Raw genomic sequence first — 15,081 nt, 5'->3', positions numbered from 1 at the left:
TCCATTCACGGACCTCCATCCAATCGGCACACACCATGAATCAAAATCAAATCTGGGATTCCTTTCTGACACCACGTGATCAACAAGTCTTCGAGGGCTCCGGCTTCGGCGCGACTGGCGGGTTTGGAAAGAAGCCTGCGTTTCTCATCATCGACGTCTCCTACGGCTTCTGTGGTCAGCAGTCTGAGCCTGTTCTCGAGTCCATCAAGACCTGGCCCAACTCTTGCGGTTCGGTCGCTTGGGACGCAATTCCCGTCATCGGGAAAGTGGCAGATGCCTGCCGCAGCAAAGGTCTGCCTGTGATCTACACCACCGGCGTGGTGCGTGAAGACAAGTGGGACATGGGCAGTTGGGGCTGGAAGAACGCCCGCATCGAAGAGGCCAACAAGTCGGCCAGCGAACAGGCGCAGGTCGGCTTGCCCGATGGCAATGAAATCGTGGCAGAGATTGCTCCGAAATCGCGGGATCTGATGGTCTACAAGCGCAAGCCTTCAGGCTTTTTTGGAACGGACCTCCACTCCTACCTTCAATTGCTGGGGTGCGACTCCGTCTATGTCGTGGGCACGACGACGTCTGGCTGTGTTCGTGCCACCGTGATTGACGCCTTCAGCCGGAATTTCCGTGTGGCGGTGATCGCCGACGGCTGCTTTGATCGCGTGCAAGCCAACCACGCCATCAATCTGGCGGATATGCATGCGAAGTATGCGGATGTGGTCTCCCACGAGGATGTGCTCGAACACATCGCATCTTTGCCGGGCGGTCTTTTCGAGTTGCCCAAAGGCGCTCAAGCGGCCTGATTGGCTTGATGGCTAACGCTCTTTGATCGGCCATTCAGGCCGATCTCTCGCCCAGGACCTGAGAAAGTCGAGCAGTGTTCGCACTCTCAGCGGTATGGACGCTCGACTTGAGTAGATGGCGAATATCTGCAGCGGCTCCGGTGCATAGTCCGGTAGTACGGTGACCAGCGCGCCGGATTCCAGTTCGTCGCTGATCATATAAAGCGGATGCATGGAGATGCCCATCCCGGCGGCTGCAGATTCAGCCAATACATAGCCAAAATTGGACTGCATATTGCCCTGCACCCGCTGGGTTATCGGTCCTGAGGGGCCGAGAAAATGCCATAGGCCGGTGGGTGCTTTTGTGGTGTTCACCAGGCAATTGACCTGCGCCAGATCAGCAGGAGTTTTCAGGTCTGCGTGCCTGGCCGCAAATTCCGGTGAAGCCACGAGTACCTGGGGCACATCCGCCAGCTTGATGGCCTTGTGACTGGCATCTTTGAGTGAGGTTCCAATGATGATGCCTACGTCCAGGCCCTCATTGATGAATGTCTCCTCTTTTCGATGGGTCAGAAGGATCAACGTGATTCTGATGTCAGGGTGGAGGCGGCAGAATTCTGCCAACACGTGAGTGAGTCGATTGGAGCCGAATGAAGGGGCGACTCCGATCCGGATTTCGCCAGTAATGTCCTGAGACAACTCTGCCACACGGCTGCGCATGGTTTCGAGTTGGCCGACCACGGATTCCCCAAGCTCAACCACTTGCTCACCAGCTAGCGTAAGGCTCATTTGCTTGGTTGTGCGATTCAAGAGCCGAGCGGTCAGCGTTCGTTCCAGGAACGCCACGTGTTTGGTCACCGACGCTGGGGAAAGGCCAAAGTGATCAGCCGTACGCGCGAAGCTTCTGCGACGAGCGACTTCCAAGAAGACCTTCAGAGACATCAACTCATCCATCTATTCTTTCTCCATTGGAAATAACAAATTTGCCCGCTGCGTATTGTGGGTCCTTGGAGAACTAAGGACACTCCTCCATGCCACTTTTAAGTGACGATTAGGTGACGATCTCTTTCTGGAGGGGAAACATGAAACTCAAGCCAACAGGCAAAATTTTGGGCGCGAGGGTTGAAGACCTGGACATCAGCGTCCCTCTGAGCGAGCAGGATCGAAGTGAAGTCATGAGTGCGCTGGGGCACTATGGCGTACTGGAGTTTCCGGAGCAGACCCTCTCTCCTCAGGCGTTGCGTGATTTCAGCGCTCAATTTGGAGAATTGTTCATCTCACCCGGTGGCCGTGCCCAGGAGCCAGGTTTCCCTGAAATCATGAACCTCTCCAACATTGTCCGAGATGGGCAACCTTTAGGGCTGTCTGACGCAGGGCAATCCTGGCATACCGACATGTCGTACATGCCGATGATCGCTTTCTCGAATGTGCTCTATGCATTGACCATTCCGTTCCGCGATGGTCGTCCACTGGGCGCTACACAATTTCGGAACATGCATGCGGTCTGTGAAGCGTTGCCACCCGAGATAAAAGCGCGCTTGAATGGCCGGCGCGGCATCCATGATTTTGAAAAATTCTGGGACATGATGCGGCGAGAGAAAGGCAGCTCAAGGCCAGCTCTAAGTGAAGCCGAACGAAGAGCTCGCCCTCCCGTGAGCCAGCCCTTGATCTTTCCACATCCCATTACCGGCCGCGAAGTGCTGTATGCGAACCCTGGCTATCTCACCGGGATTGAAGGGCTACCCCAAAAGGAAGCAGAAGAGTTGATGGATTGGCTCTTCGAGTTTCAAGAAAGAGATGAGTTCCTGTTCGAATTTCATTGGAGCCCGAGATCTGTGCTGATGTGGGACAACATTGGCACCACGCACAACGCTGTTGCGGACTATGGCCTGCAAGAGCCCCGACACATCAAACGCTGCCAGGTCATGGCAACCGAGTTTTACAGCAGCGCTGGTACCGGGATTCCGGTCCAAGCACTGACTTGAGTCGAGCGATCCAGTCATTAAAAATCAGGAGCCAAACATGCGAGTTTCCCCATCTTCAAGACGCCTTGCTGCCGCCGGCTTGGCTTTGCTTGCCAGCGTGCCACTGCTTGCGCGCGCTGCCGATCCCGTTTATCCGGCACGTCCTGTGACCATGGTGGTGGCCTATGCGCCAGGTGGCGCGACAGATATCGTTGCCCGCGCACTTGCACAGGAGATGACCTCGTCGTTGGGGCAGAGCGTCATTGTCGACAACAAAGCGGGTGGGGGCACGGCCGTGGGCACGTTGGGAGTCAAGCGGGCAATGCCGGACGGCTACACCCTGCTTTTTGGAACCAATGCCTTTGTGATCAGTTCCTTGATTCAAAAACCATCTCAGTGGGATCCCGTCAAAGATTTCGAACCCGTTGGACTCGTAACGACCCAGGCCTTGGGAGTTTTCGTTCGCCCTGGACTGAATGTAAACACCATTGCGGAGTTGATTGCATACGGCAAGGCAAATCCCGGCAAACTGAACTTTGCTTCATCAGGGAACGGCTCCGCTCAGCACTTGGCGGGTGAAGCCTTTCAGCAGGCTGCTGGAATCAAAATGGTTCACGTCCCTTACAAAGGTGCAGGCCCTGCGCTTCAGGACATGGTCGGTGGTCGGGTGGATCTGATGTTCACCTCCATGGTGGGCATGTCCGAGCTGACCAAGGATCAGAAAGTCCTGCTCATCGCCACGACCGGTAAGAATCGTTCATTTGCTACCCCCAATGTACCTACAGTGGCAGAAGGTGGCGTGCCGGGCTACAACGTGCAGCCCTGGCAAGCGCTATTTGCGCCAGCCAAAACCTCTGCGCCCGCGTTGGCGCGACTGCAAAAAGAACTGGCTCGGATCGGCAAGGACGAAAACATGACTAAGCGGCTTCGTGATCAAGGCATGGAGCTCACAGTCAGTACGCCCGCAGAGCTGAGAAACCATCTGCAGCAGGAGCGCGCTTCTTACGCGAAGCTGCTGCAGACGGTGACTGTCGACTAACTATGGCAGACCTGCTGAATACTGCAGACTACAGGGAGCAGGCTCGCAAGCTTCTGCCTCATGGACTGTTCGAGTTTGTCGATCGTGGAACAGAAGATGAAGTCGCCTTGGGCAACAATAGGCGCGCCTTCGAGGCCATCAAGTTGGTTCCGCGCACTTTGGTGGATGTGTCGCAAAGAAGTGCGGCGACCTCGCTTTTCGGCAAGTCCTTGAAAATGCCCTTGGCCATCGCGCCCACGGGCGCGGCGGGTTTGATGTGGCACGACGGTGAAATCGCCTTGGCTAAAGCTGCTGCGGCCGCAGGAATTCCTTTTACAGTCGCCACAGGCTCCCTGACCTCCATGGAGAGAGTGGCCAGGGAGGCTGGTGGTTCACTCTGGTTCCAGCTTTACATGTGGCCAGATCGCAGTGCTTCCTATGGGTTGGTGTCGCGCGCTGAAGCCGCTGGCTACGAGGCACTTGTTGTGACGGTGGACACCGCCGTGGGTTCCAACCGCGAATACAACGTACGCAACGGATTCACCATTCCCTTTCGCTTTTCGGCGCGAAATATCGTGGATGTGATGAGCAGTCCGCGCTGGATGCTGAAGGTTCTGGCACGGTATGCCCTCACCACGGGCTTGCCCCAGTACGAAAACTATCCGCCAGAAATGCGCAGGAGCGTGGTGGCTCGCCCGATGGGTAAGGCCATGAAGAAGACAGATTCGCTCACCTGGGAGGATTTGCGTGAGCTGCGCAGGGTCTGGCCACGGACCTTGATCGTGAAAGGCATTCTGGATCAAGGCGATGCGGCTCGCGCCATCGAATGTGGCGCAGACGGCATCGTGATCTCCAACCATGGAGGGCGAATGTTGGATAGCTCCATTGCGCCTTTGGATGCACTTGCAGGTATCGCACAAACGGTTCACAAGCGGGTGCCTCTGCTGCTAGACGGCGGCATCCAGCGAGGCAGCGATATCGTGAAGGCGCTGGCATTGGGCGCCGATGCGGTGCTGGTTGGAAGATCGACTTTGTATGGCCTTGCCGTCTCGGGTGAGCGCGGTGCAGGCCACGTACTTTCGCTTCTGCATGAAGAGCTGGTTCGCGTCATGGGACTGATCGGCAGACCTCTCATTTCCGATCTGGACAAGCACTGTCTGGCGTAGATCGTGCTGTCTCACACTCTTGAAAGTTGTTTCATGAACGATCACGCGCTCAATGACTCCCCCTCGCAGCGTCTCAGCCGCTTTTACTTCTGCCTGGATGAACGCAAATACACTGAGATGCTTGAGCTGATGGACATCGATTCGATATGGCATCGCCAGGGAAAGATCTTGAGAGGGCACGAACAAATTCTTCAAGCGCTTCAGAGCCGGCCTGAATCCAAGAAAGTCCGGCACATCATCACCAATGCGTTCTGGGATGCGCGCTCGAACAGCACATGCACCGCGTTCGCATACCAGACCGTGTACCTTCAAGTACCCAGCGAGCCTGGACTGCCTGCAAAACCTACCCATGCAAGCAAAATTTCGGCGATCAAAGCAGACATGCGCCACTCAGATACGGGCTGGTCCATCATGGAACTGTCGTCCGTTGTCGCGATGAATCTGGCCACCTGAAACGTCTGTTGGGCATCGGTTTGTTTTCAAGCAAAAGAGGATCTTCTTGTGAAATGGATTAGATATTCCAGTGGCGAAACCACTTCTTATGGCATCTTGACGGGCTCTACCGTTCAGCCGGTCGTGGGAGATCCCTTCCACGGATACGACGTCACGGCGAACCAGCTGCAATTGAAGGATGTGAAGCTTGAGGTGCCGGTGATTCCTCGAACTTTTTATGCCGCGGGCATGAACTATGCGCAGCACGTGAAGGAAGTCGCCGAGCGTCATGGAATCGAGCCTGTACTGCCAGTGAAAGCCGACATCGGCTACCGTGCGAACAATGCCCTCCTGGCCCACGATGAAGATGTCATCATTCCGGCAGATGCAGGAGAGCGGATTCACTATGAGGGTGAACTGGTCGTTGTGTTGGGGCGCAAAGCCAAGAACGTCACCGAAGAGCAAGCCCTGGCTTGCGTATTCGGCTACACCATCGGAAATGATGTCAGCGAGCGGGATTGGCAGAAATTAGACAGAACCTTCTGGCGAAGCAAGAACACGGATACCTTCAAGCCCATGGGGCCCTGGATTGAAACCGAATTTGACATCAGCAATGCGCGTACAGAGATTCGTCTGAACGGCCAGGTTTCATACTCGTTCGATACCGCGGCTATGATTTTTGGGGTTGCTCACTTCATCAGCCGCATGTCGCAGTACCTCACGTTGTACCCCGGCGATGTGATCTGGATGGGCACCGATGGCTCGTCTCCCAACATTCGGCACGGTGACGTCGTAGAGGTCGAGATTTCAGGCCTGGGGACGCTTCGAAATCGCTTTCTGCGCGCCGGCGCTTGAGGGTTTCCTGTCGTGAATCGGAGTGATTCAAGGGGAGGCTGCCCATGGCACACCGGACGTGCCAGTGGCCTCGGGCGCTGAGTCACCTGCCGCCCTTCAATGGCCAAAGGGCGTGAGTCAGCGTGGAGCCTGCGGTTGGCCTAAAGCGTCCAGGAGCCGTGCGTGCACACCGCTGAAACCCCCATTGCTCATGCAAAGCAGGTGATCGCCGGGTTGTGCCAACTGAGTGACCTGGTGCACGATATCTTCGATGGAGTTCGAGACTTGCGCTCTATTGCCCATGGGGGATAGGGCGCTGCGGGCATCCCAATCGAGACCTCCCGTATGGCAAAACGCCAAGTCGGCCTTTTCCAGCGACCACGGTAGTTGGTTCTTCATGGTGCCCAGCTTCATGGTGTTGCTTCGGGGCTCGAAAATGGCCAGAATGCGATCGCTTGCTCTGCCGCTGGCATCGAGTTGGCGGCGCAGGCCGTCCACGGTCGTGCGGATGGCGGTAGGGTGATGGGCGAAGTCGTCATAGACCGTAATGACACCGCCTTCGCGTTGCACGCTCCCACGCACTTCCATGCGCCTGCGCACGTTCTGGAAACGGCCCAACGCTTGTGCAGCATCCCGGGGATTGACACCCACATGCTCCGCCGCCGCTATGGCTGCCAGGGCATTGAGTTGGTTGTGCGTGCCCGACAGGGCCCATTCGACGCGGCCTACGGATTGGCCGTGCTGCAGGACTTCGAAGTTGGAGGGCTCGCCCTCGGCCATGAAATCGCTCACGGCGCTGCCGAAGCTGCGCTGCTCACTCCAGCAGCCTTGTGACAACACCCGCGTAAGGCTTTCCTCCAGGCCATTGAACACGACGCGCCCGCCAGGAGGCACCGTGCGAATCAAATGGTGGAATTGCCGCTCGATGGCAGGAAGGTCATCGAAGATATCGGCGTGGTCGAATTCGAGATTGTTGAGTACTGCGGTCCGTGGGCGATAGTGGACGAACTTGCTGCGCTTGTCGAAGAAAGCGGTGTCATATTCGTCTGCTTCAATCACAAAGAGCGGTCGCTCCGAGCCTTTGGGAGCCGGGCCGCCAAGCCGGGCGGAAATGCCAAAGTTGAGCGGCACCCCGCCCACCAGGAATCCCGGCTGCAGGCCCGCACTTTCCAGAATCCAGGCCAGCATGGATGTGGTGGTGGTTTTGCCGTGCGTGCCGGCCACGGCGAGCACGTGGCGGCCTTGAAGTACATTCTCCAGCAGCCACTGCGGGCCGCTGATGTAGGGGGCGCCGGCGTCCAGGATCGCTTCCATTAACGGAAACTTGGGCGTTCCATCGGGCAGACGTGCGCGGCTGACGACGTTACCGATCACGAACACGTCTGGCTTGAGCGCGAGCTGGTCTGCACCAAAGCCCTCGATCAGCTCGATACCCAGTGCGCGGAGCTGATCGCTCATGGGTGGGTAGACGCCAGCGTCGCAACCCGTCACGGTGTGCCCGGCCTCTCGCGCCAGTGCGGCGACGCCGCCCATGAAAGTGCCGCAAATGCCCAGGATATGAATATGCATGCGGCGATTCTACGAGGCCAGGGTAGATGATCGCGGCTTACGCGGAGGACGTCATTCGCATCGGTGTCAGGGGCGCGCTGTCCGTAACCACCTCTTTCAGTTGATTGGTTGCGGTCGTCAGTCTTTCAGCGTGATCAGCACCTGACTCACTGGCTTGGCGAACTCGAGAAAGCTATCGAGGATGTGCAAACTGTAGGAAGTTCGCTTCTATCTCGATTTTTGGCCTTGATTCTGGGTTTAAGAACTCCAGCCTGATTTTATATTGAGTGTCTTCCGACCAGGTGATTTTTCGATCTGATTCAATGTTTTTCCACCCTTTATAGGATGGGTCCTCTGTGTTGGCTTTCTTTTCTTTTTCTGCTATGGAGTTTAGTGGAGCGAACTCACGATAAGCGCCGACCATGTCGGAAGCCTCGTCCAAGGTCTTGGTCATCAATGGGGCATGGCTTGCGGTCAGTTCTATAGAAAAAACGCCGTTCACTTTGGTGATGATGTATTCCGTGGGACGACCGCTCTGCGGAAATTGAATGTCATATCCGTCAAGGGCTAGCCGCTTAAATTCGCGGCTGGTGGTTTGATGGCAAAATTTCTTGACCATCGCAATTTCAGTTTCAGTGAGCCCCTCTGCGGCTAATTCCTTAGAAATGCGTGCTACTGACTTGCTGGGATCCTCTAGCTCGCTTTTACTTGGCTTGAACTCTACGCCGTTGATCGTAAAGAGGTCTCGGTTTATATCCTTCTCGAATTGTTTTTGCGAACCAGGCAGAAGAGGGCTCTCCGCAATGCTTAATATGCCATTTTCAAAGTTCTCGCAGGATTTGATGTCTATCCGTTTGTAGGTGTCTTCGTAATAGATGAAATCATTCAGAGGTTCAAGCTCTATATCTATTGAAAATACGTATTTTTTACCTTCAAAAACAAATTCTTCTTTGAAGGCTTCTAGATAATCGTCGTCAACTGCTGAGCGGAGGTTGTCGAAGAATGCATACTTTTCTTCGATGGTGGTTTCTGGGGCGTCCAGACTATCGAGTTGTGACGCCAATGTTTTCCAGTCAAGTGAAGGACCCCACTTCGACAGATGTTCTCCTACGAAACAATTTTTGCTGGTTCCCGAGCAAAAGTGCTCGCACTCTGGTAGCCCAACATCGATGGACAGTTTTATAAATTCTGCATTGCTGAAATCAACGCTGAACCTGTCTTTGTATCCCGAACCGGCCAGCGATTCCAGGCGTCTGAATGCTTCCAGTCGCTCCACGTGCGTAGAGTCCTGATGGCTAAAGGTGAGTAAGCACTGCTTGCATTCCGCGCGATCAGTATTGAAAACCCAGTCAGAAATGCAATCGCAAATACGCTCAAACAGCCCCATTTTGCTATTTCCGTTGTCGGCCGCCGCGCGCACGCTTGCGAGTTCCTGACGGCTTAGGTTCGCTATGGAAAAGGAGTGTTGAGAAATTGCGCCGCTCATTTGAAGACCATGATGAAGTTATTAAAGGCGCAGACCATCTGTCACCTATCAGTACTGTAAGTAACCAGTGGGTAGAGAACGGTTCCAAGATCAGTGGGACGAACATCCATCTTGAATAAAAATAAATTCTTAAGTATTCACTATGGGGTCGGCTGCGGTGGTTCACGCATTGCGGCGCGTCTTTGAGGTTCGTCGAGTCTCCGGCGTGAGGGCACCTTCCCATAGTGGGCGGCACGGAGCATTCAACTTGTCTAGGGCGTGTTAACGCTCCCCTGGATGGCCCTGCGTCCGCCGGGGAACCTTTGCGCAGGCAAAATGGGCGAATGGAATCCCTGACACAAGAGATTGCCGCAGCGGCGGCTCGCCTGGTGGTCGAAGATGGACTGGACTATGGCGCAGCCAAACGCCGGGCGGTGAAATTGCTGGGGGCGCCAGCTCGTGCGCCCCTGCCCGATAACGACACGCTGGAAGCCGAGGTTCGCGCGTACCTGGAGTTGTTTTGCGGTGAGACCCAGCCAGCGGAACTGGCCGCATTGCGCCGGCTCGCCTTGGTCTGGATGGACCGTCTCGCCGAATTTCGCCCCTATCTGGCGGGCGCGGTATGGAACGGAACGGCCACTCGGCTGTCTGACATTCATCTGCAGTTATTCTGCGATGATCCCAAGTCGGCTGAAATTTCCCTCATTGACCATGGTATTGCTTACGAGCCGCGCACCGTGCGTGGCTTCAATGGCCAGTCCGTGGAAGCGCTGAGCTTTTCAAGTCTTTGCCCTGAACTGGGCGAAACGATCGGAATCCACCTCATGATTTATGACCACGATGATCTTCGCGGGGCCTTGCTGCCTCGCGGCTCTGCTTCCCGTGCACCGCGCGGCAATATAGGCGCTGTGAACAAACTCCTCCAGGAGACTGATGCATGAGTGATCCGACTCCCAATGAAGCGGCGCCTGCCAACGATCGCAGGCGCTGGTTGCTGGCTGGAGCCGTGGGCGTAGGTGCGGCTGTGGCCGGGGCAGGCTTGGCTTGGCAACGTTTCCAACCGCATGAACAAACGCCTGATAATTTCTGGGAATTGAGCTTTCCCTCCCATCTGGAGGGTGCCGCGCCCCTGTTGCTGGCACAATTCAAAGGCAAGCCTCTTCTGGTCAACTTCTGGGCGACGTGGTGTCCACCTTGTGTGGAGGAATTGCCGCTATTGAACCGCTTCTATAACGAAAACAAGGCCAACGGCTGGCAGATGGTTGGGCTTGCAGTGGACAAGGTGGAGCCGGTGAAGCGGTTTCTCACGCAACGGCCACTTGATTTTCCGGTGGGCATGGCCGGCATGGAAGGCACGGACCTGGCCAGATCTCTCGGTAATGAAGCTGGGGGGCTGCCCTTCACCGTCGTATTTGGTGCAGAGGGCCGTGTCGTTCAGCGAAAGATAGGGCAGGTCCATGAGCCAGACTTAAAGGCTTGGCTAAAGAAGGTCTAATTCAAGCCGAAGTTAGCAGCTGAACACGTTTTTTAAAAGCGTTTTGCCGATGCACCAAAGAGGTGTGTCGGCGAAAATATTGTGAATTCGACGTAATTGCAAGCTTTTTGATGTAAATTCGCGGTGTTTCATCTGGAAGCCTACATTTCATGGATTTGCGCAAACTCAAGACTCTGATCGACCTCGTGTCGGAATCCAACGTGTCCGAACTGGAGATCACCGAGGCCGAAGGTAAGGTTCGTATCGTCAAGGGAATGCCTTCTCAGGCTCAGGCTGTGGTGTACGGCCCCGCCCCAGTACAAGCACCGGAGGCTGTGCCCACATCGGCCGCCCCGGCTGCTGCTCCTTTGAAAGAGGCGGAAGCTTCGAGCGACGCGCCTGAGGCTGGTTTTGTCGTCAAGTCGCCTATGGTGGGTACTTTTTATCGCTCTGCCAGCCCAGGCGCCAAGCCTTTTGTTGAAGTCGGCTCCCAGGTCAAGGAGGGCGACACGGTCTGCATCGTCGAGGCCATGAAGATCCTCAATGAGATCGAAGCCGACAAGTCCGGCACGATCAAGAAGATCCTGGGTGAGAATGGACAAGCGGTTGAGTACGGACAGCCGCTGTTCGTGATCGAGTAATCCGGGAGCTCGGATGTTCAAGAAGATACTGGTCGCCAATCGCGGCGAAATAGCTCTGCGGGTGCAGCGCGCCTGCCGCGAACTGGGCATCAAGGCGGTCATGGTCTATTCCGAGGCCGACCGCGACGCAAAATATGTTCGTCTGGCTGATGAGGCGGTGTGTATCGGACCGGCGCCTTCAAGCCAGAGCTACCTGAACATGCCGGCCATCATTTCGGCCGCTGAAGTCACCGACTCTGAAGCCATCCACCCCGGCTACGGCTTTTTGAGTGAGAACGCCGACTTCGCTGAGCGTGTGGAGCAAAGCGGGTTTCAATTCATAGGCCCTACACCAGAGTCCATCCGCGTCATGGGCGACAAGGTGTCGGCCAAGCAAGCCATGATCAAGGCAGGGGTGCCATGCGTACCTGGCTCTGAGGGTGAGCTGCCCGAAGACGCGCCCACACTCAAGCGCATCGCCAAGTCCGTAGGCTACCCGGTCATCATCAAGGCCGCAGGCGGCGGTGGCGGGCGTGGCATGCGGGTCGTGCACACTGAGGCTGCTCTCCTGGCCGCCGTCCAAATGACCAAGGCAGAAGCCGGAGCGGCATTTGGAAATCCGGCGGTTTATATGGAGAAGTATCTCCAGAATCCTCGCCACATCGAGATCCAGGTCATTGCAGACAAGCATCGCAATGCGGTTTACCTGGGCGAGCGGGATTGCTCCATGCAACGCCGCCATCAGAAGGTCATCGAAGAGGCTCCGGCACCGGGCATTCCCCGCCGACTTATCGAGCGTATTGGTGAGCGCTGCGTGGCCGCCTGCAAGAAGATTGGCTACCGTGGCGCGGGCACGTTCGAGTTCCTGTACGAGAACGGCGAGTTCTATTTCATCGAGATGAACACGCGTGTTCAGGTGGAGCACCCGGTGACTGAATGGGTGACTGGGGTGGACATCGTCCGCACTCAGATCACGGTGGCTGCAGGGGAGAAGCTGCCCTTCACTCAGCGCCAGATTCAGATCAGAGGCCACGCCATAGAGTGCCGTGTGAATGCTGAAGACCCTTTCAAATTCACACCATCTCCTGGCCGCGTGACCACATGGCACATGCCAGGTGGCCCCGGCGTGCGGGTGGACACGCACGTCTACAACAACTACTTTGTACCTCCCAACTACGATTCGATGATTGGCAAGATCATCGTTCATGGTGATACGCGTGAGCAAGCCATTGCGCGGATGCAAACCGCGCTTGCGGAAACCGCGATTGAGGGCATCAGCAGCAACGTTCCGCTGCATCGCGAATTGATGGTAGACGCCAACTTCATTGCAGGTGGTACCAATATCCACTACCTCGAGAAGTGGCTAAGTGACCATAAACGCTGAAGAACCGATATGTTCGAATTGCGACTGATCTGCCCCGAGGAGCGGGTCGAAGCCATCTGCGACGCGCTGGACGCGCTGGATGCATTGAGCATTTCGGTAGAGGACGCCGACGCGGATACCGATGCTGAGCAAGCCTTGTTTGGCGAGCCTGGCATGCCCCCTCCTGCAAGCAGCTGGGAGCGTTCTTGCGTGGTGGCGCTGTTCGGTTCCGAAGGCGCTGCGCAGGAAGCCGCCACGTTGCTGGTCGCTCAGGATTTTTTTGAAGGCTGCCTGATTGAGTCCGTGAGCGCCGTACCAGACGAAGATTGGGTGAGACTGACGCAATCTCAGTTTGCTCCGGTGGAGATCACCCCAGAGTTCTGGATCGTGCCCACATGGCATGAGCCTCCAGCAGGGGCGCAGCGCGTGATCCGGCTGGATCCGGGTCTGGCCTTTGGTACCGGGACGCACCCCACCACTCGCATGTGCTTGCGCTGGGTTGCGCGTCATTCCATGGCCGGCGAGCGCGTTCTCGATTACGGCTGCGGTTCAGGCATCCTGGCCATCGGTGCCGCACTGCACGGCGCGGACAAGATCGACGCAGTGGATATAGATGAGGCTGCGGTGACATCTACCGCTCTCAACGCAGAGGCCAATGGGGTCACATTGGCGGCAGGTCTGCCAGATAAGGCGCAAGGCGAGTATGGGGTGGTGCTGGCCAATATTCTGGCCACGCCGCTGAAGGTGCTCGCACCATTGCTCTGCAGCCATGTCGCCGACGGCGGTTCTCTGGTCCTGGCGGGCGTGCTCGAGCGTCAGACGGCCGAACTCCAGGCTACCTATGAGCCATTCATTGACCTGCAAGTGGCGGACACGCAAGAAGGCTGGGTGCTGCTGGTAGGCAAGAAAAAGTCAGGTGCGTCCTCTCGCTGAGGGTGGCCTGTGTCTCGATCCAACCCAAGCGCGTAGAGATCTTGAATGCGTTTTTCCAGCGCATTCATGGTTTAGACGGGCTCGCTCCCCGGGGCGCTTAGAATCCGTTCCACACCATGAGCCTGATCACGCGTTGCCCCGCTTGTGCGACCATGTTCAAGGTCGTTCCTGATCAGCTGCGCATTTCTGCCGGCTGGGTTCGGTGCGGGGTATGTGGCGACGTGTTCGACGCGGCAGCGGGTATGCTGCCCGCTGCGCAAAGCAAAGAGTTGGCGCCATTGGCCTCGCTCTCGGCACCGACTCTCCTGGCAACGTCCGAAGACCTGGTGCATGAGTCTTCCGAATTCGATCCCTCATCAACGGACAGCCAGGCTCACGTCGATGAGCGTGCCCACGTGGACGATTCTGATCATGAGACAGAATCAGAGCTGTCAAGTGCGTCGGCTCCTGATGAAATTCGCCAAGAGCCATTGATCCAGGACCCACTGGTTTCAGAGTCTGTCACTTCCGGGCCGGCCCTATCAGAATCCGCCATTCCGAAATCCCCAGGCCCAGAGTTTCCAACACAGGAGTCATCTCTTTTGGAGCCGTCCGATGCCGAGCTGGATGCGCTCGCGGACGACTTCATCTCGGCTCAATCTTATTCCATGAATTTTCGCCCGGAGGGCGAGGGCGAGAGTGGACTGCGGAGCAAAAGCCCTGGCTATCAAAGCTTGGAACCAACTCTGCCCAGAGCCGATGCCTTGTTGCTGCGTCCTGACAGGGCTGAATCGTTGGTGCAGCCGGAAGAAGCGCCTCCGGCGTCCTCTGAGAATATCTCCGCCCGGGAACAATCACTGGCCCAAGAATCTGTACTGGCTGATGAAGTTGCCAACGCCTCTTACGCAGATTCAATCTGGCCATCCGCTTCCGAACCGGCGCCGGAGGAGGATGAGCAAAATGCGCTAGCTGCGCAGGAGGTCCCGTCGTTTGTGCGTGACGCCAGACGCAAAGCCTTCTGGCGTTCTCGGGGTGTTCGTGCGTTTGTCTGGCTGGCCGTGGCGTTGGCAGCGGTGGGGCTGGGTCTTTCTTGGACTATTGATCAACGCGACTGGCTGGCAGCGCGCGAGCCCAGGCTTGCACCCTTGCTGGGACAGATCTGCGTGCCTGTCGGGTGCACCATTGAGCCATACCGGAATCTCAATGCCATCGTGATTGACGGATCGAGTTTTCAAAGGGGGGCGGCCAATGTATTCCAACTTGGTTTTACTCTGCGCAATGAGGACGACGTCCCCGTGGCAATGCCTTCGTTGCAAATCGCTTTGACCGATGCCCAAGATCAGGTGATCGAGCGGCGGGCATTGCGCGCTCAGGATTTCTCCAGCTCGCGCACACTGCCAGCACATGGTGAATTCAGTGGCACAAGTGCATTGACGGTGGATTCACCCGATCCATCGACCATAGTGGGCTATCGCCTGGTGGCGTTCTACCCCTGATGTACCCCATTTT

The 15,081-nt window shown here is 56.6% G+C and carries 15 protein-coding genes; 12 read left to right on the top strand and 3 right to left on the bottom strand.

The annotated features are described in order from the left end of the window. The first annotated feature begins 35 nt into the window (after nt 1–35). Nucleotides 36–797 (top strand): isochorismatase family protein, encoded by a 762-nt coding sequence (locus ABIE13_RS21145; protein ID WP_354447089.1) that lies wholly within the window; start codon nt 36–38, stop codon nt 795–797. 12 nt (nt 798–809) lie between these two features. On the opposite strand, the gene ABIE13_RS21140 is transcribed toward ABIE13_RS21145, so the two are convergent. Continuing rightward, nucleotides 810–1,730, bottom strand: a complete 921-nt coding sequence (locus ABIE13_RS21140) for a LysR family transcriptional regulator (RefSeq protein WP_354447087.1) — start codon at nt 1,728–1,730, stop codon at nt 810–812. 128 nt (nt 1,731–1,858) lie between these two features. Here ABIE13_RS21140 and ABIE13_RS21135 point away from each other — a divergent pair, with 128 nt between their 5' ends. From ABIE13_RS21135 to ABIE13_RS21115, 5 genes are read left to right on the top strand one after another with little or no spacing between them, the layout of a single operon-like run. After that, nucleotides 1,859–2,761, top strand: coding sequence for a TauD/TfdA dioxygenase family protein (locus tag ABIE13_RS21135; RefSeq protein ID WP_354447085.1), 903 nt, complete (start codon nt 1,859–1,861; stop codon nt 2,759–2,761). A gap of 37 nt (nt 2,762–2,798) precedes the next feature. After that, nucleotides 2,799–3,779, top strand: a complete 981-nt coding sequence (locus ABIE13_RS21130; protein ID WP_354447083.1) for a tripartite tricarboxylate transporter substrate binding protein — start codon at nt 2,799–2,801, stop codon at nt 3,777–3,779. A gap of 2 nt (nt 3,780–3,781) precedes the next feature. Then, nucleotides 3,782–4,924, top strand: coding sequence for an alpha-hydroxy acid oxidase (locus tag ABIE13_RS21125; RefSeq protein WP_354447081.1), 1,143 nt, complete (start codon nt 3,782–3,784; stop codon nt 4,922–4,924). Nucleotides 4,925–4,957: 33 nt separating this feature from the next. Next, nucleotides 4,958–5,377, top strand: coding sequence for a hypothetical protein (locus tag ABIE13_RS21120; protein WP_354447079.1), 420 nt, complete (start codon nt 4,958–4,960; stop codon nt 5,375–5,377). Between the two features lie 48 nt (nt 5,378–5,425). Then, a complete protein-coding gene (locus ABIE13_RS21115) occupies nt 5,426–6,211 on the top strand; it encodes a fumarylacetoacetate hydrolase family protein (protein WP_354447077.1) in 786 nt (261 codons plus the stop codon). 117 nt (nt 6,212–6,328) lie between these two features. Here ABIE13_RS21115 and mpl read toward each other — a convergent pair whose 3' ends face one another. Next, nucleotides 6,329–7,759, bottom strand: coding sequence for a UDP-N-acetylmuramate:L-alanyl-gamma-D-glutamyl-meso-diaminopimelate ligase (gene mpl, locus ABIE13_RS21110; protein ID WP_354447075.1), 1,431 nt, complete (start codon nt 7,757–7,759; stop codon nt 6,329–6,331). A 172-nt stretch (nt 7,760–7,931) separates the two neighbouring features. Beyond that, complete coding sequence (locus ABIE13_RS21105) at nt 7,932–9,224, bottom strand: hypothetical protein (RefSeq protein ID WP_354447073.1); 1,293 nt, start codon at nt 9,222–9,224, stop codon at nt 7,932–7,934. Between the two features lie 323 nt (nt 9,225–9,547). Here ABIE13_RS21105 and ABIE13_RS21100 point away from each other — a divergent pair, with 323 nt between their 5' ends. From ABIE13_RS21100 to ABIE13_RS21075, 6 genes are all read left to right on the top strand, one after another. Continuing rightward, nucleotides 9,548–10,144 (top strand): hypothetical protein, encoded by a 597-nt coding sequence (locus tag ABIE13_RS21100; RefSeq protein WP_354447071.1) that lies wholly within the window; start codon nt 9,548–9,550, stop codon nt 10,142–10,144. Then, complete coding sequence (locus ABIE13_RS21095) at nt 10,141–10,698, top strand: TlpA family protein disulfide reductase (protein WP_354447069.1); 558 nt, start codon at nt 10,141–10,143, stop codon at nt 10,696–10,698. The genes ABIE13_RS21100 and ABIE13_RS21095 overlap by 4 nt, the downstream gene beginning before the upstream one ends. A 149-nt stretch (nt 10,699–10,847) precedes the next feature. After that, nucleotides 10,848–11,318, top strand: coding sequence for an acetyl-CoA carboxylase biotin carboxyl carrier protein (gene accB, locus ABIE13_RS21090; protein WP_354447067.1), 471 nt, complete (start codon nt 10,848–10,850; stop codon nt 11,316–11,318). Between the two features lie 13 nt (nt 11,319–11,331). Beyond that, entirely contained in the window at nt 11,332–12,681 is a 1,350-nt protein-coding gene (gene accC / locus ABIE13_RS21085; protein ID WP_354447065.1) for an acetyl-CoA carboxylase biotin carboxylase subunit, read from the top strand. Between the two features lie 9 nt (nt 12,682–12,690). After that, complete coding sequence (gene prmA / locus ABIE13_RS21080) at nt 12,691–13,593, top strand: 50S ribosomal protein L11 methyltransferase (protein ID WP_354447063.1); 903 nt, start codon at nt 12,691–12,693, stop codon at nt 13,591–13,593. A 116-nt stretch (nt 13,594–13,709) separates the two neighbouring features. Continuing rightward, nucleotides 13,710–15,068 carry a zinc-ribbon and DUF3426 domain-containing protein gene (locus tag ABIE13_RS21075; protein ID WP_354447061.1) on the top strand — a complete coding sequence of 453 codons (1,359 nt, stop codon included), beginning with the start codon at nt 13,710–13,712 and terminating at the stop codon, nt 15,066–15,068. The last annotated feature ends 13 nt before the right edge of the window (nt 15,069–15,081 follow it).

The sequence above is a fragment of the Ottowia thiooxydans genome (assembly GCF_040548795.1).
GTDB lineage: Bacteria > Pseudomonadota > Gammaproteobacteria > Burkholderiales > Burkholderiaceae_C > Ottowia > Ottowia thiooxydans_A.
Note: the sequence above shows the minus strand (reverse complement) of the source record. Positions and strands in the feature narration are given on the sequence as shown.